Annotated in this window: 13 protein-coding genes; 9 read left to right on the top strand and 4 right to left on the bottom strand. The window is 66.4% G+C overall.

Features of this window, described 5'->3' with window-relative positions; all coding sequences use genetic code 11:
• Nucleotides 1-21: 21 nt before the first annotated feature.
• Nucleotides 22-261, bottom strand: coding sequence for a hypothetical protein (locus H7K34_RS25410; RefSeq protein WP_264064728.1), 240 nt, complete (start codon nt 259-261; stop codon nt 22-24).
• Between the two features lie 184 nt (nt 262-445).
• Here H7K34_RS25410 and H7K34_RS25405 point away from each other — a divergent pair, with 184 nt between their 5' ends.
• From H7K34_RS25405 to H7K34_RS25395, 3 genes are read left to right on the top strand one after another with little or no spacing between them, the layout of a single operon-like run.
• Nucleotides 446-772 (top strand): ArsR/SmtB family transcription factor, encoded by a 327-nt coding sequence (locus H7K34_RS25405; RefSeq protein WP_372510859.1) that lies wholly within the window; start codon nt 446-448, stop codon nt 770-772.
• A complete protein-coding gene (locus H7K34_RS25400; RefSeq protein WP_264064727.1) occupies nt 769-1257 on the top strand; it encodes an SRPBCC family protein in 489 nt (162 codons plus the stop codon). Before H7K34_RS25405 ends, H7K34_RS25400 begins: the two co-directional genes overlap by 4 nt.
• 17 nt (nt 1258-1274) lie before the next feature.
• Nucleotides 1275-1883 carry a maleylpyruvate isomerase family mycothiol-dependent enzyme gene (locus H7K34_RS25395; RefSeq protein ID WP_264064726.1) on the top strand — a complete coding sequence of 203 codons (609 nt, stop codon included), beginning with the start codon at nt 1275-1277 and terminating at the stop codon, nt 1881-1883.
• Nucleotides 1884-1886: 3 nt separating this feature from the next.
• On the opposite strand, the gene H7K34_RS25390 is transcribed toward H7K34_RS25395, so the two are convergent.
• Complete coding sequence (locus H7K34_RS25390; RefSeq protein ID WP_264064725.1) at nt 1887-3020, bottom strand: BTAD domain-containing putative transcriptional regulator; 1134 nt, start codon at nt 3018-3020, stop codon at nt 1887-1889.
• 139 nt (nt 3021-3159) lie between these two features.
• Between H7K34_RS25390 and H7K34_RS25385 the strand changes: the two genes are divergently transcribed.
• The 6 genes from H7K34_RS25385 to H7K34_RS25360 all read left to right on the top strand — a co-directional run bounded on the left by H7K34_RS25385 (nt 3160) and on the right by H7K34_RS25360 (nt 13473).
• Nucleotides 3160-6483, top strand: a complete 3324-nt coding sequence (locus H7K34_RS25385; RefSeq protein WP_264064724.1) for an arabinosyltransferase domain-containing protein — start codon at nt 3160-3162, stop codon at nt 6481-6483.
• Nucleotides 6484-6488: 5 nt separating this feature from the next.
• A complete protein-coding gene (locus tag H7K34_RS25380) occupies nt 6489-9713 on the top strand; it encodes an arabinosyltransferase domain-containing protein (protein WP_264064873.1) in 3225 nt (1074 codons plus the stop codon).
• Nucleotides 9714-9897: 184 nt separating this feature from the next.
• Entirely contained in the window at nt 9898-10404 is a 507-nt protein-coding gene (locus H7K34_RS25375) for a hypothetical protein (RefSeq protein WP_264064723.1), read from the top strand.
• A 9-nt stretch (nt 10405-10413) separates the two neighbouring features.
• Entirely contained in the window at nt 10414-12192 is a 1779-nt protein-coding gene (locus tag H7K34_RS25370) for an acyl-CoA dehydrogenase family protein (protein ID WP_264064722.1), read from the top strand.
• Entirely contained in the window at nt 12189-12494 is a 306-nt protein-coding gene (locus tag H7K34_RS25365; protein WP_264064721.1) for a hypothetical protein, read from the top strand. The genes H7K34_RS25370 and H7K34_RS25365 overlap by 4 nt, the downstream gene beginning before the upstream one ends.
• A gap of 112 nt (nt 12495-12606) precedes the next feature.
• Complete coding sequence (locus tag H7K34_RS25360) at nt 12607-13473, top strand: cyclopropane mycolic acid synthase family methyltransferase (protein WP_264064720.1); 867 nt, start codon at nt 12607-12609, stop codon at nt 13471-13473.
• A 32-nt stretch (nt 13474-13505) separates the two neighbouring features.
• Here the strand turns inward: H7K34_RS25360 and H7K34_RS25355 are convergent, their stop codons facing one another.
• Together H7K34_RS25355 and pks13 are read right to left on the bottom strand one after the other, a co-directional pair.
• Nucleotides 13506-15080 carry an acyl-CoA carboxylase subunit beta gene (locus H7K34_RS25355; RefSeq protein ID WP_264064719.1) on the bottom strand — a complete coding sequence of 525 codons (1575 nt, stop codon included), beginning with the start codon at nt 15078-15080 and terminating at the stop codon, nt 13506-13508.
• The gene (gene pks13 / locus H7K34_RS25350) at nt 15077-20305 is read right to left on the bottom strand and encodes a polyketide synthase Pks13 (RefSeq protein ID WP_264064872.1); all 5229 of its coding nucleotides are present in this window, start codon (nt 20303-20305) and stop codon (nt 15077-15079) included. Before pks13 ends, H7K34_RS25355 begins: the two co-directional genes overlap by 4 nt.
• Nucleotides 20306-20337: the final 32 nt, after the last annotated feature.

The following is a 20337-nucleotide window of genomic DNA, read 5'->3' as shown; positions in this document are numbered from 1 at the left end:
ATTGCTACCGATCCCAAACACTCAGCGATTCCCGGGCAGCGGCCCTTCGGCATATTGCTGGTCGGTAAGCCGGTGATACTGGTGGCAGACGTTCATGTCCCAGGTCAACGGCGGGTTCGAAGCAGGCATGTTCTGCCCGGGGCACCAGTAGGTCGGCCCATCGCCTAAGGCGAACGCACCCAAGCCCCAACCGGCCGCCGCGATGCCACCCGAAACCAGCATCCCGGCGATGATCCGCATCCAGTTCCCAGAGGTGTTCATGGTCGGTTCCTTTGCGCTTTCGTCGCTGTCGGCCCGCGACGTTTGCTCGGTTTGGGTTGCCGACAGCGGTAGTTTCACGCAGACCACTTGCTGGGACTATGCGAGATTCTTGCGAAATTCATGCGTCCAATTCTCAGTCGGAGAGGCATGTTGCCCGTCATTGGTAAGCGTAAGCTTACGGTTCGTGATGGCTTACCAATCCGAAGGTGATGCGTGGCTGGCGCTGGCGGACCGGACGCGGCGGGCCATCATGGAGCGGCTTGCGCATGGTCCGACGGCCGTCGGTGAACTGGCCCGGGATCTACCCGTCAGCAGGCCGGCCGTTTCACAGCACCTCAAGGTGCTCCAGTGCGCGGGGCTGGTGCGCGACCACGCGGCCGGCACCCGGCGGGTCTATCAACTCGACCCGGCCGGCCTCGAGGCGTTGCGCTCCGAGCTGGACCGGTTCTGGACGCGAGCCCTGGGCAACTACGCAGCCAAGTTCAACGCGATCGAAGGAGACGCGTCATGACGCAGCCGGGAATCCCGGAGATTCAGCATCAGGTGATCGTCAACGCCTCGATCGAGCGCGCGTTCGCCGTCTTCACCGAGCAGTTCGGCGACTTCAAGCCGCGCGAACACAACCTGCTGGCGGTCCCGATCGCCGAGACCGTGTTCGAAACGCATGCGGGAGGCCACATTTACGACCGCGGCACCGACGGCAGCGAGTGCCGATGGGCGCGGGTGCTGGTTTACGACCCCCCACACCGATTGGTGTTCAGCTGGGACATCAGCCCGGCCTGGCAAGTAGAACCCGACCCCTCGCGGACCAGCGAGGTCGAGGTGCGCTTCACCGCGGAGTCCGAAGAGCGCACGCGCGTCGAGCTCGAACACCGCCACCTGGAGCGGCACGGCCCGGGTTGGCGCTCGGTTGCCGACGGAGTCGACGGCGACGCCGGATGGCCGCTGTACCTGCACCACTACGTCGGCCTCGTCACCGCCGGAGCAGGGCAGTGATTGCGGAGGAGTCCACGATGAGCATGGCCCGCGCCGAGCGGGCCGACCTCGCGGATTTTCTGTCCACCGTTGCGCCACAGGACTGGCAGACGCCCAGCCTCTGTTCTGAGTGGACCGTCAAAGATGTTGTCGCACATGTGATCAGCTACGAAGAGCTCGGTACCCTGGGCCTTCTTAAGCGTTTCGCCAAGGGCTGGGTGGTACGAGCGAACCGGGTGGGCGTCGACGAGTTCGCGACGCTGAGCCCACAACAGCTGCTGGCATTTCTGCGCAACCACCTCCAGCCACGCGGATTGACAGCGGGTTTCGGCGGCATGATCGCCCTTGTCGACGGAACGATCCATCACCAGGACATCCGCCGCTCGCTGGGTCGGCCGCGCCGCATTCCCGTCGAGCGGCTCGAGCGGGTGCTGGGCGCGGTGCCCGGCAACCCACGGCTGGGCGCCGGCCGCCGGATCCGGGGACTGCAACTGCGCGCCACCGATGTCGACTGGGTACACGGTCGAAGGCCCGAGGTGACGGGGCCGGGCGAAGCTCTGCTGATGGCGATGACCGGCCGCCGCGCAGCGCTGACAGAACTCAGCGGCCCCGGTCGCGACACCCTGGCCACACGAATTCACGAATAGCATTCAGCCCGAACGTATTTCGACGGTGAACTCGCGGCCGCCAATTCGGATGTGATCACCGTCGGCGAGACTGGCGCTGCCGCGAATGCGATTGCCCTGTACCTCGACACCGTTGGTGGAGCGTAGATCGGTGATCACGAACCCGGTGCCGCTGTCGGTGATCGCGGCGTGGTAGCGGCTGACGTCGTTGTCGTCGAGCACGATGTCGTTGTCGGGGAAACGCCCGATCCGGGTGGTGGCGTCGTTGAGCCGATACTGCCGACCGGCGTTGTCGCGCAACAACACAACGGCGGACGCGCGGATCGCAACGGCCGCATCGTCGGGCGCGTCGACGCTGACTTTCAGCGTGGTCACGGCTGCCCGGGTGGTAGCCGGTGGTTCCTGACGCAGGATCCGCTCGTGTAACTCGGTAACCGTGGGCCCTGGATCGATGCCGAGCCCATCGGCCAGGGCGGTCTTGAGTCGCCGATATGCACCGAGAGCGTCGGACTGGCGCTCGGTCACGTAGTAGGCGGTCATCAGCTGCGCCCAAAGTCGTTCCCGGTAAGGATGTTCGGCGGTAAGCGCCTCGAGTTCACCGATGACGGCTTCCGCGCGCCCGCAGGCGATCTCCGCCTCGGCGCGCGCAGTGTGGACCGCGACCTTGTCTTCGGTCAACGCGGTGGCGAACGCATCGACAAAGGCGAAGTCGCGCAGATCGTCGAGGACCGGCCCGCGCCATTCGCGCAACGCCGCGGACAGGTGGCTGCTGGCCTCCTCGAAGCGTCCCACCGCGGCAGCCTGCGCGCCCGCGGCCTTCTCGGCGCCGAAACGGCCGATGTCGCAGTCGGCGTCTGCGGCGCTGAGTTGATAGCCGGGCGGGACGCTGGCCAGCACCTGGTTGGATTCGGCCGCCGCGGTGCGTAGCAACCGCCGCAAGTTGGACACGTGGGACTGGATGCTGATCCGCGCGGCGGGCACCGGATCCTCGTCCCAGACCGCGCTGATCAACGAGTCGACGGATACCGGCCGGTTGCGGTTGATCAGCAGCATCGCGAACACGGCTCGCTGCTTCGGGGCGCCCAACGACATCCTGGTGCCGTTGGCTGTCAGCAGCAACGGCCCCAGCACGCCGAACCCGAGACCTGAGTCCGTCATCGCATTGAATGGTTTCAGACCTGACCGCAGAAATGTATGAATCTTCGAAGGTGTCCGGCAGGTCTGCGCGCGCTCACCCACCCGTTGCGCGGCCCCGCGTCCTCACCCGACAAAGCACCGTCGCTTACCATCGGACCCCGTGCCCCAAGACGGTAATGAGCGATCGCAGCGGATCCTCCGCTTGGTCGCCGTCGTCGCCGGGCTTGCGGGCCTGCTGTTGTGCCTCACCGTTCCGTTGCTCCCCGTCAAGCAGACCACCGCGACCATCGCCTGGCCGCAGGGCACGGTGAACGGGCACGTCCCCCAGATCACCGCGCCCCTGGTGTCCGGGGCACCGCGCGCGCTCGACATCTCCGTCCCCTGCCCCGCGATAGCCACCCTGCCGCCCAGCGGCGGATTGGTGGTCTCGACCCTGCCGATCGGCGGCGTGGACTCGGGCAAGGACGGGCTGTTCGTTCGTGCCGACAAGGATGTGGTCGTCGTCGCGTTCCGGGACACGGTCGCCGCGGTGGCCAAGCGCTCGGCCATCGCCGCCGGCGCCTGCAGCGTGCTGCACGTCTGGGCCGACGCGGGCGCCGCGGGTGCCGATTTCGTCGGCCTGCCGGGCGCCGCCGGGGTGCTGCCCGCCGAGAAGAAGCCGCAGGTCGGGGGCATCTTCACCGATCTGAAAGTGGCCGCGGAACCGGGGTTGTCGGCCCGGGTCGACATCGACACCCGGTTCATCACGACGCCGACAGCGCTCAAGAAGCTGGTGATGGCGGCGGGTGCGCTGGCGGTGCTGATCGCCATCTTCGCGCTGGCCGTGCTGGATCGCCACAGCCGCGGCGGGACGCTGGTCAACTGGCGATCCCCGATCGCCTGGCTGTCGCGCTACCGTCCGCGCGAGCAGCGGGCCACGTGGTGGCGGATCGGCTGGGCCAACTGGCTGACCGATGCGGGTGTGATCGCGACGCTGCTGGTCTGGCATGTCATCGGCGCCACCTCGTCCGACGACGGCTACAACCTGACCATCGCGCGGATAGCGCCGAAAGCCGGGTATGTGGCGAACTACTACCGCTACTTCGGGACCACCGATGCGCCATTCGACTGGTACCTCTCGGTGCTCGCCAAGCTGGCCTCGGTCAGCACCGCGGGCGTGTGGATGCGGCTACCGGCCACGCTGGCCGGGATCGCCTGCTGGCTGATCATCAGCCACTGGGTGCTGCGCCGGCTCGGACCCGGCAAGGGCGGCCTGGGATCCAACACGGTGGCGGTGCTGACCGGTGGCGTGGTTTTCCTGGCGGCGTGGCTGCCGTTCAACAACGGCCTGCGCCCCGAGCCGCTGATCGCCCTCGGCGTGATCGTCACCTGGATGCTCGTCGAGCGCGCGATCGCGTTGCAGCGGCTGGCTCCGGCCGCGGTTGCGATCGCGGTGGCGATGCTGACCGTGACGCTGGCGCCGCAGGGGTTGATTGCCGTCGCCGCCCTGCTGACCGGGGCGCGCGCGATCGCGTCGATCGTCCGGCGCCGCCGGGCCACCGACGGGTCGGTCGCGCCGCTGGCCGTGCTAGCCGCGTCGCTGTCGCTGATCCTGGTGGTGGTGCTCCGCAGCCAGACGCTGGCGACGGTCGCCGAGTCGGCTCGCATCAAATACAAGGTCGGGCCGACGATCGCGTGGTACCAGGATTGGCTGCGCTACTACTTCCTCACGGTCGAGTCGAACCCCGACGGATCGATGGCGCGGCGCTTCGCGGTGCTGGTGCTGTTTCTGTGCCTGTTCGGGATGCTGGTGGTGATGCTGCGCCGCGGCCGGGTGCAGGGGCTGGCCAGCGGTCCGGCCTGGCGGCTGATCGGCACCACCGCGCTCGGCCTGCTGCTGCTGACGTTCACGCCGACGAAGTGGGCCGTGCAGTTCGGGGCGTTCGCCAGCCTGGCCGGCGCGCTCGGCGCGGTCACCGCGTTCGCGTTCGCCCGCATCGGCCTGCACAGTCGCCGCAATCTGACGCTCTACGTGACCGCGCTGCTGTTCGTGCTGGCGTGGGCGACCTCGGGCATCAACGGCTGGTTCTACGTCGGCAACTACGGAGTGCCGTGGTTCGACATCCAGCCCGTCGTCGCGAGCCACCCGGTGACGTCGATGTTTTTGGCGCTGTCGATAGCGACCGGGCTGCTGGGTGCTTGGCAGCATTTCCGGATGGACTACGCCGGACACACCGAGATCAAGGAGAACCGGCGCAACCGCGTGCTGGCGTCCACCCCGCTGCTGGTGGTCGCGACGATCATGGTGCTGGGCGAAGTCGGCTCGCTGGCCAAGGGGGCGGTGTTCCGGTACCCGCTCTACACCACCGGCAAGGCGAACCTCGCGGCTATCACGTCCGAACTGTCGCCCACCAGCTGCGCGATGGCCGACGAAGTGCTAACCGAACCTGATCCCAATGTCGGCCTGCTGCAGCCAGTTCCGGGCCAGAAGTTCGGCCCCGGCGGCCCGCTCGGCGGTGCTAACCCGGTCGGGTTCAAACCGGACGGGGTGGGCGATGACTTGAGGTCGTACCCGGTGGTGACCAAACCAGGGGTGGTGAATTCCGACGCGTCGCCCAACAAGCCCAACGCCGCGATGAGTGACTCCGCGGGCACCGCCGGCGGGAAAGGCCCGGTCGGGGTGAACGGGTCGAACGTGGCACTACCGTTCGGCCTCGACCCGGCCCGCACGCCGGTGATGGGCAGCTACGGCGAGAATTCGCTGGCGGCTACCGCCACCTCTTCCTGGTACCAATTGCCTGCGCGCACACCGGACCGCCCGCTGGTAGTGGTCTCCGCGGCGGGAGCCATCTGGTCGTACAAGGAGGACGGCACCTTCACCTACGGGCAGTCGCTGAAACTGCAGTGGGGTGTCGCCCGCCCCGATGGGACCACTGCGCCACTCACCGAGGTGCAGCCCATAGACATCGGGCCGGAGCCGGCCTGGCGCAATCTGCGGTTCCCGCTGAGCTGGGCGCCGCCGGAGGCAAACGTGGCACGCATCGTCGCCTACGACCCGAACCTGAGTGAGGGTCAGTGGTTCGCATTCACACCGCCGCGGGTCCCGGTGCTGCAAACTCTGCAGCAGCTGATCGGTTCGCAGAACCCGGTGCTGATGGACATCGCGACTGCCGCGAACTTCCCATGTCAGCGGCCGTTCTCCGAACATCTTGGCGTGGCCGAGCTTCCCGGCTACCGCATCCTGCCCGATCACAAGCAGACGGCGGCGTCGTCGAACGGGTGGCAGGCGGGCGAGGCCGGCGGTCCGTTCCTGTTCGCCCAGACGTTGTTGCGGACCTCGACGGTCTCGACCTACCTGCGCGGCGACTGGTATCGCGATTGGGGATCGGTCGAGCAGTACCTCCCACTGGTGCCGAGTGATCAAGCGCCGAACGCCGTCGTCGAACAGGGTGTGATGACCGTGAACGGCTGGAGCCGGCAAGGACCGATTCGGGCACTACCGTGAGCGTCATCGACCACGAAGAAAAGTCAGCCACCGGCGGGCGCCGTACCCGCGACGACGTCCGGGTCACCCGGTGGGTCGCCACGATCGCCGGGCTTGTCGGCTTCGTGTTGTCTGTCGCGACACCCCTGTTGCCGGTGGTGCAGACAACCGCGATGCTGAACTGGCCTCAGAACGGCCAATTGAATAACGTTACGGCGCCGCTTATTTCACTGAGCCCAGTCGACGTGACGGCCAGCGTGCCATGTGCTGTGGTCCGCGACCTGCCAGCCGACGGCGGTGTGGTGCTGAGCACCGCACCCAAGAAGGGCAAGGACGCCGCCCTCAATGCGTTGTTCGTCGTCGTCAACGGCAAGCGCGTCGACGTCACCGACCGCAACGTCGTGATCGCCAGCGTGTCACGCGAGCAGGCAGAGTCTCCGCAGTGCCAGCGCATCGAGATAACCTCCACGCACGCCGGCACTTTCGCCACCTTCGTCGGTTTGACCGATCCGGCGGGTAAGCCGCAGGCCGGCGGCTTCGCCGATCCCAACCTGCGGCCGCAGATCGTCGGGGTGTTTACCGATCTGACCCGTCCCGCGCCACCCGGGCTCAAGTTCTCGGCGACCATCGACACCCGATTCTCCACCACCCCAACGACACTCAAGCTGCTGACGATGATCGGCGCCATCCTGTCCACCATCGTCTCGCTGGTCGCGCTGTGGCGGCTGGACCAGCTGGACGGTCGCAGGATGCACCGCCTGATCCCGACTCGCTGGAAAAAGTTCACCCTCGCCGACGCCACGGTGCTTTTCGGGTTCGTGCTGTGGCATGTGATCGGGGCGAACTCCTCTGACGACGGTTACATCCTGGGCATGGCCCGGGTCGCCGACCACGCCGGCTACATGTCCAACTACTTCCGTTGGTTCGGCAGCCCGGAGGACCCCTTCGGTTGGTACTACAACCTGCTGGCGGTGATGACCCACGTCAGCGACGACAGTCTGTGGATACGACTGCCCGACCTGATCGCCGGGCTGGTGTGCTGGCTGCTGCTGTCGCGTGAGGTGCTGCCGCGGTTGGGGCCCGCCGTAACGTCGAGTAAGGCAGCGAATTGGGCGGCGGGCATGGTCCTGCTGACCGCGTGGATGCCGTTCGACAACGGTCTGCGTCCCGAACCCATCATCGCGCTGGGTTCGTTGCTCACCTGGGTCCTGATCGAACGCACGATGTGCGCCTCACGGCTGACCCCGGCTGCCCTGGCGGTGGTGACCGCGGCATTCACCCTGGGTGTACAGCCGACGGGGCTGATCGCGGTGGCCGCGCTGGTTGCCGGTGGTCGTCCGATCCTGCGAATACTGGTGCGCCGCCATCGCCTGGTCGGAACCTGGCCGCTGGTGGCCCCGATGCTGGCCGCCGGTTTCGTCATCCTCACCGTGGTGTTTGCCGACCAGACGTTGTCAACGGTGTTGGAAGCCACCAGGATTCGCACCGCGATCGGGCCCAGTCAGGCTTGGTACACCGAGAACCTGCGTTACTACTACCTGATCCTGCCCACCGTCGACGGGTCGCTGTCGCGCCGATTCGGCTTTTTGCTGACCGCGCTGTGCTTGTTCACCGCGGTGTTCATCATGTTGCGGCGCAAGCGCGTTCCGGGAGTGGCCCGCGGGCCGGCATGGCGACTGATGGGTGTCATCTTCGGCACCATGTTCTTCCTGATGTTCACCCCGACCAAGTGGGTGCACCATTTCGGGCTGTTCGCCGCGGTGGGCGCGGCGATGGCCGCGCTGACGACCGTGCTGGTGTCGCCCAAGGTGCTGCGTTGGTCGCGCAACCGGATGGCGTTCCTGGCGGCGCTGTTGTTCGTGTTGGCGCTGTGCTTCGCCACCACCAACGGTTGGTGGTACGTCTCGAGCTATGGCGTGCCGTTCAACAGCTCCATGCCGAAAATCGGCGGAATCACAATCAGCGGAATCTTTTTCGCACTATTCGTGATTGTCGCCGTATACGCGGCCTGGTTGCACTTCGTGGACACCAGCCATGGCGAGGGCCGGCTGGCGCGCGCTCTGACAGTGGCTCCGATACCGCTCGCGGCCGGTTTCATGGCGCTGGTGTTCGTGGCGTCGATGGTGGCCGGCATCGTGCGCCAGTACCCCACCTACTCGAATGCCTGGGACAACCTGCGCGAATTCAGCGGCGGCTGCGGGCTTGCCGACGACGTGCTCGTCGAGCCGGACAGCAACGCCGGCTTCATGACGCCGTACCCCGGAAGCTACGGCCCGTTGGGTGCGCTGGGTGGTCTCGCCCCCATCGGATTCAGCCCCAACGGCATCCCGGAACGCACCCTGGCCGAAGCGGTTCGGGAGACGGCGGTGCCGCAGCCCGGTACCGACTACGACTGGTACGGGCCGACCAAACTCAAGGCGCCGGGTATCAACGGATCGACGGTACCGCTGCCGTACGGCCTGGACCCCGCTCGAGTTCCGATCGCGGGCAGCTACACCAGCGGCCCGCAACAGCAGAGCCGGCTCACCTCGGCGTGGTACCAGCTGCCGAAGCCGGACGACGGGCATCCGCTGGTGGTGGTCACCGCGGCGGGTTCGATCGCCGGCAACAGCATCCTGCACCACCACACGGCCGGCCAGACCGTAGAACTGGAATACGCCCGGCCCGGCCCCGACGGCGAACTGGTGCCGGCCGGTCGCCTGGTGCCCTACGACTTGTACGGGGAGCAGCCGAAGGTGTGGCGCAATCTGCGCTTCGCGCGCGCGCAGATGCCCACCGACGCGATCGCGGTACGGGTGGTCGCCGAGGACCCATCCCTGACGGCGGACGACTGGATCGCGGTGACCCCGCCCCGGGTACCGGAGCTGCGCTCGCTGCAGGAGTACGTCGGCTCGACGCAGCCAGTGCTGATGGACTGGGCGGTCGGGTTGGCCTTCCCCTGCCAGCAGCCGATGCTGCACGTCAACGGCGTCACCGAGATTCCGAAGTTCCGCATCACCCCCGACTACAACGCCAAGAAGCAGGACACCGACACCTGGCAGGACGGCGTCAACGGCGGCCTGCTGGGCATCACCGACTTACTGCTGCGGGCGCACGTGATGTCGACTTACCTGTCGCACGACTGGGGCCGCGACTGGGGATCGCTGCGCGAGTTCGAGACCATCGCCGACGCCCAGCCCGCACAACTCGACCTGGGCGCCGCGACCCGCACCGGCTGGTGGTCGCCCGGCCAGATCCGGATCAAGCCGTAATAACCGCGGCGAAAACACTTGCATTGCATAAGTTTTGCAATTTAATCGACGACAATTTGGCACCGGTAAAATAGCCGCAACAATTGACGCTTGAGTAATTCTTTCCAATTGGTTTAATTCCGGCGAACAAAGGTCAATATCTATTCTGCTGTGAAGCAGCAAACACGGGGGGAAAGGTTGGCCGATGCAAACATGGAAGGGCCTAGCCGCCTGCGGGGCGGCATTTACCGCGGCGATGGCCCCGGTGGCGACCGCGGGGATCGCTATAGCCGGGGCCGAAGCCGGGACGATTGTCGTGTTGGACAGCAAGCTCAGGCGTTGCGATTTCAGCCTGATAAGCACCGTGCCCATGGTGCCGCGGTCCGCCCTGGGCACCGGTGAAGTGATCATTCATTCCACCGGGGGGAAAGCGAGCGCGGAGGTGCATCTGTCGGATGCACCCCAGCCGGGAACCCACTTCGACGTCGGCCTGATTCAGGAACCTCGGCGGGCGGCGGGCGGCTGTGGCCCGGGAAGTACGGGCACCGCCTATTCCGGCCTTGACACCGACGGGGCCGGCGGCGGAACGACGACGGTGTCGGACACCATTCGGCAGGGCACGACTGGGGTCTGGGTGATTATCTCGCGGCCGAATCCGAATTCCCAGAACCCGGCCGAGTTCTACACCTCGGAGTTCGTCGCACCGGTATAACGTCGCGGCATGAGCGACTACGACGTAGAGGCCGTGGACCGGCTGCCTTTCTGCACTGAAGAAAAGTCGCAGCGCTACCGGACGGACAGCTACCACAGCGCCGCCGGCCTCAACTGGTACCTGACCGACCCCACGCTGCAGTTCACCATGGCCTACTACCTGCGGCCCGACGAATTGGCGGTCCTAGAACCCCATTTGACGAGCATCGGTGCGCTGATGGGCGGTCCGGTGACACGCTGGGCCGACGAGACGGATCGCAACCCGCCGCGGCTTCAGCGCTACGACCGGTGGGGACACGATGTCAGTCATGTCGTGATGCCGGACTCGTTCGCGCAGTCCAAGCGCGCGGTGCTAGCGGCTCAGCAGGCGCTGCGCACCGATGCGCGCGCGGCCAAAGTGAGCTCGGGGCTGGCGCTGTTCGCATCCAACTATCTGCTCAACCAAGCCGACATCGGGATGGGCTGCGCACTGGGCACCGGCGGCGGCATGGTCCAGTCTCTGGTCGCCGCGTACGCGCCGGCCGACGTCGCCGAGTATGTGCTGGCCAAGTTCTCCTCCGGCGAATGGGCGGGCGAGACGGCGCAGTTGCTGACCGAGCGCACCGGCGGCTCCGATCTCGGGGCACTGGAGACGACTGCCACCCGTAGCGGAGACGATGGCAGGTGGCTAATCAACGGCTTCAAGTGGTTCGCCTCCAACTGCGCCGGGGAGGCCTTCGTGGTGATGGCCAAACCCGAGGGTGCGCCCGATTCGACCCGCGGCATCGCTAACTTCCTGGTGCTGCGCACCCGCCGCGACGGTTCGCGCAACGGCGTGCGGGTGCGGCGATTGAAGGACAAGCTCGGCACCCGCTCGGTGGCCTCCGGCGAGGTCGAGTTCGTCGACGCCGAGGCGTTTCTATTGTCCGAGAAGCCGACCGGCGACACGGGCCCGTCCGATGGCAAGGGCCTGGGTCGGATGATGGAGTTGACCAACGCCGCGCGCCTCAGGATCGCGTTGTTCGGGTTGGGCAACGCGCGCCGCGCCCTGGTCGAGTCGCTGTGCTACGCGCGGCAGCGCCACGCGTTCGGCGGTGCGCTCATCGACAAGCCGCTGATGCGGCGCAAGCTGGCGGAACTGATCGTCGACGTCGAAGCCGCGCAGGCAATGGTTTTCGACGGAACCGGAGCCGCCAACCATCGCCAGCCGCGCAGCATGCGGCAGCGCATCGCGGTGCCGGTCACCAAGCTCAAGGTGTGCCGGCTGGGGATCACCGCGGCCTCGGATGCGATCGAGATTCACGGTGGCAATGGCTATATCGAAACTTGGCCGGTGGCAAGGCTTTTGCGCGATGCACAAGTGAACACGATCTGGGAGGGCCCGGACAACATCCTGTGCCTCGACGTGCGCCGCGGTATCCAACAGACCCAGGCGCACGAGACGTTATTGGCGCGTCTGCACGACGCGGTGTCGGTCTCCCACGACGGCGAAACCACTCCCCTGGTGGCCCGCCGCATCGAGGATCTCGACGCGGCGATCACGGCCTGGACCAAACTCGACAGCACCGTCGCCGAGGCGCGGCTGTTCCCGCTGGCCCAATTCATGGGCGACGTTTACGCGGGCGCGCTGCTGATCGAACAGGCCGCCTGGGAGCGCGATACCCGCGGCGGTGAGCGCAAGGCACTGGTCGCCGCGTTGTATGCGCAGCGCTACCTCGCCGATCGCGGACCGTTGCGCGGTATCGACGCCGATTCCGAGATGGCGCTGGACCGGTTCGAGGAACTGCTAGACGGGACGCTGCGGTTATGAGGAAACTCGGCGCCGTTTTCGTAATTGTGCTGTCGTTCTTAGCTTTTGCACCAGTCGGAGTCGCCGGTGCGGCACCGATCGTGGAACAGGACGTCGTCGCCAGCCTCAACATCGCTGACCCCGATGCCCCGGTGGGTGTGGCGTTCGGCCGACATGCCGCCATCTATCGGCTGGCGCGCGATGACCCGAATTTCGCCCCATGGCTTGCGCTCTTGCAACGCAGCCTGAAGAACGGAACTGCGGTCCGCTTCTCCTATGACGTGGTTGGCCCGCGACTGACCATCGTGGAGTCGGCCCAGTAGCGGGCTCCGACTACAACACCCATGGTCCCACTCGGCTTCGGCCAAGCACTCCCACCGAATTCGCCTTACAGTGCTTTACAAGCCGCCAACGGGGTCTAGGAAAGGCAACGACATGGTTGAGGAGCTGACGCCGCATTTCGAGGACGTCCAGGCGCACTACGACCTATCCGACGATTTCTTCCGCCTGTTCCTCGATCGCACCCAGATGTACACCTGCGCCTATTGGCTTGGCAGCGAGGACATGACTCTGGTAGAGGCGCAGATCGCCAAGATCGACCTCTCGCTGAGCAAGCTGGGCTTGCAGCCAGGCATGACACTGCTCGACCTCGGTTGCGGCTGGGGCGCCGCCATGCTGCGCGCCATCGAGAAATACGACGTCAACGTCGTTGGCCTGACGCTGTCCAAGAACCAAGTTGCCCACGTCGAACAGCTGTTCGCGGAATCGGCTAGCCCGCGTTCCAAGCGGGTGCTGCTCGAGGGCTGGGAGCGCTTTCACGACCCGGTGGACAGGATCGTGGCGATCGGCCCGCTCGAGCATGTCGGTTACGACCGCTACGCCGCATTCTTCGAGAGGGCGTACGAGCTGTTGCCGGCCGGTGGCACGTTCTTGCTGCACACGATCACCGTCTTATCGGAGAAGGAAATCATCACGTCGGGATTGCCGCTGACTCCAGCGATAGTCGAGTTCAGCGACTTCATGAAAACGGAGATCTTCCCCGGTGGTTACCTGCCGACCATCGATATGGTCAAGGAGTTCTCGGCGAAAGCCGGCTTCAAGCTGAAGCGTCGCCAATCGCTGCAGCGGCATTACGCAAAGACCCTGGATGTATGGGCCGCGGGCCTGCAAGCACGCAAAGACGAGGCCATCGCGATTCAGTCCGAAGAGGTCTACGAGATGTACATGAGGTACCTCACCGGCTGCGCGAACCTCTTTCGCAAGGGCTACACCGACCTCAATCAGTTCACCCTGCGGAAGTAGCGGCCAGCCACACCAGCACCAAAAAGGCTGGGCTAGACCGGGATCAGCCCGTGCTTGCGTGCCGTGCGGAACCATAACTGCTTGTCGCGCAACAGCTTCATGGACTTGCGGATCAACAGCCGCGTCTCGTGTGGGTCGACGACCGAGTCGATGAACCCGCGTTCGGCGGCGGTCCACGGTATCGCCATGTTGAGGTTGTAGCCCTCGATGAAGTCCTTCTTGATCTGCTGCGCCTCGGGCGTGGTCGGATCCGGGAATCGCTTCATCAGCAGCTGCGCGGCCCCCTCGGCGCCGATCACCGCGATGCGTGCGGTCGGCCACGCGAAGTTGAAATCGGCGGTCAGCTGCCGGGACCCCATCACGGCGTAGGCGCCGCCGTAGGACTTGCGGATGGTGATCGTCACCTTGGGCACGTCGGCTTCCACGACGGAGTAAAGGAAGCGGCCGCCGCGCTTGATGATGCCGTTGCGCTCCTGCTCAGCCCCGGGCAGGAAGCCGGGGGTATCCACCACGAAGACCAGGGGGATCTCGAACGCGTCGCAGAAGCGGATGAAACGTGCGGCCTTGTCGGAGGCCTCATTATCGATCGACCCGGCCAAGTACATGGGCTGGTTGGCGATCACGCCGACCGGACGCCCGTCGACCCGGGCGTACCCGGTGATGATTGCCGGCCCGTGCTGCGCGGCGACGTCGAGGAAGTCGCCGTCGTCGAAGATCCGCAGCAGGATTTCGTGCATGTCGTAGGCCGCATTGTCGGAGTCCGGCACGATCGTGTCGAGCTCGAGGTCACTCGGCGTGATCTGGGGCTCCAACCCGGGATTGATGATCGGCGGCTTGTCGAAGGCGTTCGACGGCAGAAACGACAGGAAGTCGCGGACGTACTGGAACCCCTCGGCTTCGGAGTCCACCACCTGGTGGATGTTGCCGTAGCGCGCCTGCGTGTCGGAGCCACCAAGTTCGTCGAGGCTGACGTCTTCGCCGGTGACCTCCCGGATCACGTCCGGCCCGGTCACGAAGAAGTAGCCCTGGTCGCGCACCGAGACCAGCAGATCGTCCTGAATCGGCGAATAGACCGCCCCCCCAGCGCATTTACCGAAAATGAGGGAGATCTGCGGCACCAGCCCGGACAGTGCCTCGTGGCGCCGGCCCAGCTCGGCGTACCAGGCCAGCGACGTGACCGCGTCCTGAATCCGGGCGCCACCCGAGTCCTGGATCCCGACGATCGGGCACCCGACCATCGCGCACCACTCCATCAGCCGGGCCACCTTGCGGCCGAACATCTCGCCGACGGTGCCCTGGAACACGGTCTGGTCGTGGGAGAACACCCCGACCGGCCGGCCGTCGATCAGGCCGTGGCCGGTGATGCAGCCGTCGCCGTAGAGCGCATTCGGGTCGTTCGGGGTCTTGGCCAGCGCCCCGACTTCGAAGAACGTGCCCGGGTCCAGCAGCGCATGGATGCGGGACCGGGCGCTCGGGATGCCCTTCGCGTCGCGCTTGGCGGCGGCCTTCTCGCCGCCGGGCTCCTTGGCCAATTCGAGACGGGCGTTGAGATCGACCAGCTTCTCGGCCGTGGTGTGGGGAGAGGGAGCTGGTGCGGCTTCCGTCACGACTTGCCTACCTCACTTGTCTGACTGGTTTGCGCCTCCACCTTATTCAGCACGTCGGCCAGGTGCGCACCGACCTTGCCGATGATGGGTTCGTCGATGGCCTGGATGTGCTCGCCACCGATCGGCACCACCTCGAGGTCGGCCACATACTCGCCCCAACCGCCGTCCGGCTTACGCACGGCGTATCGCGGCTCGAACTCGATGACGTCATCGTGGTAGCGATCGGCCATGTAGAGGGTCACGTGGCCGTCGTAAGGCTCGATCTCGACGGTTTCGAGCGCCCGGTTGTCCAGATAGGACGTCCGTTGGTGCTCGACGATGCCACCCGGAACCTGCACGCCGCTTTGCGCGACGATGTCCAACACGAACTTGACCTGCCCCTCGTCGTCGAGCTCTTCGAGCTGCTCGTAGGGGATCCCGGGAATCTCGACGTTGAAGGTTCGCTCGGCGAACTTCGCGTAACGGTCCCAGCGCTTGCGGGTTTCCTCCTTGGTCTGCGGGATCTCCTCGCCGGCGCGCACCGTGTCGATCATCCCGACAAAACGCACGTCGGCGCCGGCCTGCTTCAACCCGATCGCGCACGCGTAGGCCAGCGCACCGCCAAGCGACCACCCGGCCAGGATGAACGGCTTTCCCTCGTTCATTTCCAACAGCTTGGGCACATACTGGGCAGCCCGCTCCTGAACAGTGCCCTCCACCCGCTCGAACCCGTACATCGGAGTGTCCGCCGGCAACCGGTTGAGCAGCGGCTCGTACACCACGGTCGAGCCACCGGCGGGGTGGAACACGAACACCGGCACCTTGGAGTCGTCGTCGGGACGGGCGCGCAGGGTGCGGACGAAGCCGTCGATCTGGCCGGCCTCGAAGTAGGCGCGCACCTTCTCTGCCAACGCTTCGATGGTCTGCGAGGTCAGCACATCCTCGGCGCTGATCGGCCCCTCGGCGCGCTCGGCCAGTCGTTGCGCCATCTTGGCGGCGGTGGCGTCGTCGAGCTTGGGCAACGGGTTGAAGATGCCGCCCGGGGACTTACCCGTGACGATCGCCCAGGTGGCGAAGGTGACCCGCTCGGCGGCATCGCGCGGCGGGACGTCGGAGTTCAGCGCCTTGGCGACCGTCTCCTGACTGAGTGCCTCGGCCGCCCCAGCCAGATTCGGCTTGGCGCCGTTGGTCGAAGGGCCGGACGGATCCGTCGGCGGCGGCGGGATCGGTGCGTCCGAGGCATCCGGCCCAGGCGTCGGTGCAGCACCGCTGAGTAACTGGGCCTGCTCCTTGGCGATCTCGTCGGCCGTCAGGGTCTTCTGGTGCTCGTGCAGCTCCTGGACCTCGTCGCGGTGCTCGATCGCATACTCAATCAGCTGCTCGACGGCGTAGAGATTGGCGTCGCGCACCGCCGTCAACTGAATGGGCGGCAGGTCGAAGTCGTACTCGACGCGGTTCTTGATCCGCACCGCCATCAGCGAGTCCAGGCCCAGCTCGATCAGCGGCACTTCCCAGGGCAGGTCCTCGGGTTCGTAACCCATGGCCGCCGAGACGATGGTGCCGAGCCGAACCGCGATGGTCTCGCCGGAATCCGGCGACCATCTGCCTATGTCGCTCGATAAGTAGCGGTTGGTCAGGCTGTCCGTCAGCGTTTCGGCGTCGTCATCCTCGGCGAGACCCTCCGCAACGGGCGCGGCGGTCGTGTCGGCGACGGAAGTCCCCGCTGTGAGCGCGGTGCCGGCACCGACCGCGGTCGGCAGCACCGAAGCCGCATCACCCCGGGCGACCAGCGCGTCGTAGACCAGAGTGAACGACTCGTCGATGCGGGCGTGCACCTGAACCGACGCGCCACCGGGGTGCCGCGTCAACGTCGTCACCAGCCGGGCACCCGGGCCGGGCACCGCACGCTGCTCCGAGGCGGTCAGCTTCGCGTCCGGCAGCACCGCCGTCGCAGCGGATCGCACCAGCGCGGCGAGGTCGGCAATGTCGCGCGGCGCGTACTCCCACACGTGCCGGCCGTCCGGCAGCGCGACGTGGTTGCCCGGCATCATTACCGAGCCGTCGCCCGCGAAGTGCGCGTCCAGCCAGTGCTCTTTGCGCTTGAACCGGGTCGGCGGAATGTTGGCGTAGTCCTGCGGCTCTTTAGCGCGGCTGAACATCGTCCGGATGTCCAGGTCGTGGCCGAACACGTAGAGCTGCGCCAGAGTCGTCGTGATCGACTCGACCTCGTCCTGCTTGCGGGCCAGCGTCGGGATCAGCTGGGCGTCATGCAGGCCGGCGTCCGCGGTGGTCAGGCCCACCTGCGTCAGCGCCACCGGATTAGGGGCAAGCTCCAGGAACGTGGTGTGCCCGCTGTCTACGGCGTTGCGGATCCCGTGGGTGAAGTACACGCTGTGGCGCAGGCCCTTTTTCCAGTAGTCCACGTCGTGGATCGGCTCGCTGCCCGGCTTGATGTAGCTGCCTTCGTGCACCGTCAAGAAGATGCCTGCGGTGGGGCTCAGCGGCTTGATCCCCTGCAGCTCGGCGGTGAGCTCGCCGAGCAGCGGATCCATCTGTTGGGTGTGGCTGGCGCCCTTGGTCTGGAACTTTCGGGCGAACTTGCCCTCGGATTCGGCGCGCGCGATGATCGCGTCGACCTGGTCGGGCGGGCCGCCGATCACGGTCTGGGTTGGCGCGGCGTAGACGCACACCTCGAGATCGGGGAAGTCGGAGAACACCGTCTTGACTTCGTCGGCGGAGTACTCCACCAGCGCCATCAGCCGGATGTATTCGCCGAACAGCATCGCCTCGCCCTCACCCATTAGGTGCGAGCGCGAGCAGATCGCGCGGGTGGCGTCGCGCAGCGACAGGCCACCGGCGAAGTAGGCCGACGCGGCCTCACCCAGCGACTGGCCCACCACAGCGGCGGGTTTGGCGCCGTGATGCTTGAGCAGCTCACCCAGTGCGATCTGGATCGTGAAGATGGTGACCTGGGTGGTTTCGATGCCGTAGTCCTGCGAGTCGTCGAGGATCAACTCGAGCACCGAGTAGCCCAGCTCGTCTTGGACCAGTGCGTCGACCTTTTCGATCCACTCGGCGAAAACCGCGTCCCGCAAATACAGGCTCTTGCCCATCTTGCGGTGCTGCGCACCGAATCCGGCGAGCACCCACACCGGGCCGTTGGTCACCGGGCCGTCGACGCTGAACACTCCTGGTCGTTGCTTACCATCGGCCACCGCGCGCAAGCCCTTGACGGCTTCCTCGTGGTCGTGGGCTAGCACCACCGCGCGCGAGCGGCCATGGTTGCGCCGCGACAGCGACCGGCCGATCGATTCCAGCGACGCCGCCTGGCCTTCGGGGCTTTGGATCCAGTCCGCCAGTTCGGCCGCCGCGGTTTTCTTGCGCGAGGTCAAAAATGCCGACACCGCCAACGGGATCAGCGGCTTGGTTGGCTCTGAATCTTCCTGTGCCGCAAGCTCTTCCAATGCGGCCTCTTTGAGGGCCCGCGCCTCTTCGGTCACGCCCGGCAGCTCGGGCTCGGCGTCGTCGCCGACAAAGTCGTCGGTGATGATGTTGCCGAAGTCGTCGAAATTCAGCGAGTGGGCTTCGAGTGCGGGCGCCTGCGCCTGCTCGGCTTCGGCGGCCACGGCCACCGCGGGCTCGGGCTCACGTTCGGCGACGTCGCCTGGCAACACCTCACGCACCACCAAGTGCGCGTTGGCTCCTCCGAAGCCGAAGCTCGACACCCCCGCCACTGCGAAACCACCGTAGCGCGGCCAATCTGTAGCAGTATCAACGACTTTCAAGTGCATGCCGTCGAAGTCGATGTAGGGGCTGGGCCCGGCGAAGTTGATCGACGGCGGCAGCTTGTCGTGCTGCAGTGACAGCACCACCTTGGCCATGGCGGCCACGCCGGCCGCCGACTCCAGGTGCCCGATGTTGGTCTTGATCGCGCCCAGCAGCGCCGGCTGATCGGCCTGGCGTCCCCTGCCCACCACCCGCCCAAGTGCCTCGGCTTCGATCGGGTCACCGAGGATGGTGCCGGTGCCGTGCGCCTCGATGTAGTCGACGGTGCGCGGGTTGATGCCGGCGTCCTTGTACGCCCGGCGCAGCACCTCAGCCTGCGCGTCCTGGTTGGGGGCGATCAGGCCGTTGGAGCGGCCGTCGTGGTTGATGGCACTACCGGCAATGACGGCCAGGATCTGGTCGCCGTCGCGGCGCGCGTCGTCGACCCGCTTGAGCACCAGCATGCCGGCGCCCTCTGAGCGGGTGTAGCCGTCGGCGTCCGACGAGAACGACTTGATCCGGCCGTCGGGTGCCAGCACCGCGCCGATCTCGTCGAAACCGAGGGTCACCGCGGGAGTGATCAGCGCATTGACACCACCGGCAACCGCCACGTCGCACTCACCGTTGCGCAGCGCCTGCACCGCTTGATGGGTTGCCACCAGCGAACTCGAGCAGGCGGTATCGACGGCGACCGAAGGGCCGCGGAAGTCATAGAAATACGACACCCGGTTGGCGATGATCGCGGTCGAGTTACCGGTGATCGCGTAGGGATGCGCGACGGTCGGGTCCGAAATGGCCAGAAAGCCATAGTCGTTGTTGGTGAAGCCGACATAGACGCCGACGGCTTCACCGCGCAGGCTGGACGCCGGGATGCGGGCGTGCTCGAGCGCCTCCCAGGTCATCTCCAATGCCAGCCGCTGTTGCGGGTCGATGTTGTCGGCCTCGGTCTTGGCCACCGCGAAGAACTCGGAGTCGAAGCCTTTGATGTCCTTGAGGTAACCGCCGCGGGTGCGGGCGGCGGCGACCCGCTCGGCCAGCCGGGGTTCTTCGAGGAACTCCGACCAACGCCCTTCGGGCAAGTCGGTGATGGCGTCGCGACCCTCCATCAAGGCTTGCCAGGTTTCGTCCGGGCTGTTCATGTCGCCGGGCAGCCGAGTAGCCAAACCCACGATCGCGATGTCCACGCGCTCGGCCGGGCCGGTGCGCGTCCAGTCGACACCGTCGAGGTCGTCGTCGGGCCGTTCCGGTTCGCCCTCGATGATCCGGGTCGCCAGCGACTCGATGGTCGGATGCTGGAACGCCACCGCGACCGACAGCATCACACCGGTCATGTCTTCGATGTCGGCGGCCATCGCGACGGCGTCGCGTGATGACAGCCCCAGCTCGACCATCGGAATCGACTCGTCGATCGCGTCGGGTGACTGCCCGACGGCCTTGCCCACCCAGTTGCGCAGCCACTGCCGCATCTCGGGGACCGTCATCTCGGTCTTCTTGGCGGGCACCTCCCCGGTCT

Origin of the sequence: Mycobacterium montefiorense (assembly GCF_025823255.1) — a bacterium.
GTDB lineage: Bacteria > Actinomycetota > Actinomycetes > Mycobacteriales > Mycobacteriaceae > Mycobacterium > Mycobacterium montefiorense.
Note: the sequence above shows the minus strand (reverse complement) of the source record. Positions and strands in the feature narration are given on the sequence as shown.

Bases quoted from the DNA above. Each gene is read 5' to 3' on its own strand.
- H7K34_RS25410 (WP_264064728.1), bottom strand. From the start codon at position 261: ATGAACACCTCTGGGAACTGGATGCGGATCATCGCCGGGATGCTGGTT.
- H7K34_RS25400 (WP_264064727.1), top strand. From the start codon at position 769: ATGACGCAGCCGGGAATCCCGGAGATTCAGCATCAGGTGATCGTCAAC.
- H7K34_RS25395 (WP_264064726.1), top strand. From the start codon at position 1,275: ATGAGCATGGCCCGCGCCGAGCGGGCCGACCTCGCGGATTTTCTGTCC.
- H7K34_RS25390 (WP_264064725.1), bottom strand. From the start codon at position 3,020: ATGACGGACTCAGGTCTCGGGTTCGGCGTGCTGGGGCCGTTGCTGCTG.
- H7K34_RS25375 (WP_264064723.1), top strand. From the start codon at position 9,898: ATGCAAACATGGAAGGGCCTAGCCGCCTGCGGGGCGGCATTTACCGCG.
- H7K34_RS25370 (WP_264064722.1), top strand. From the start codon at position 10,414: ATGAGCGACTACGACGTAGAGGCCGTGGACCGGCTGCCTTTCTGCACT.
- H7K34_RS25365 (WP_264064721.1), top strand. From the start codon at position 12,189: ATGAGGAAACTCGGCGCCGTTTTCGTAATTGTGCTGTCGTTCTTAGCT.
- H7K34_RS25360 (WP_264064720.1), top strand. From the start codon at position 12,607: ATGGTTGAGGAGCTGACGCCGCATTTCGAGGACGTCCAGGCGCACTAC.
- pks13 (WP_264064872.1), bottom strand. From the start codon at position 20,305: ATGACGGTCCCCGAGATGCGGCAGTGGCTGCGCAACTGGGTGGGCAAG.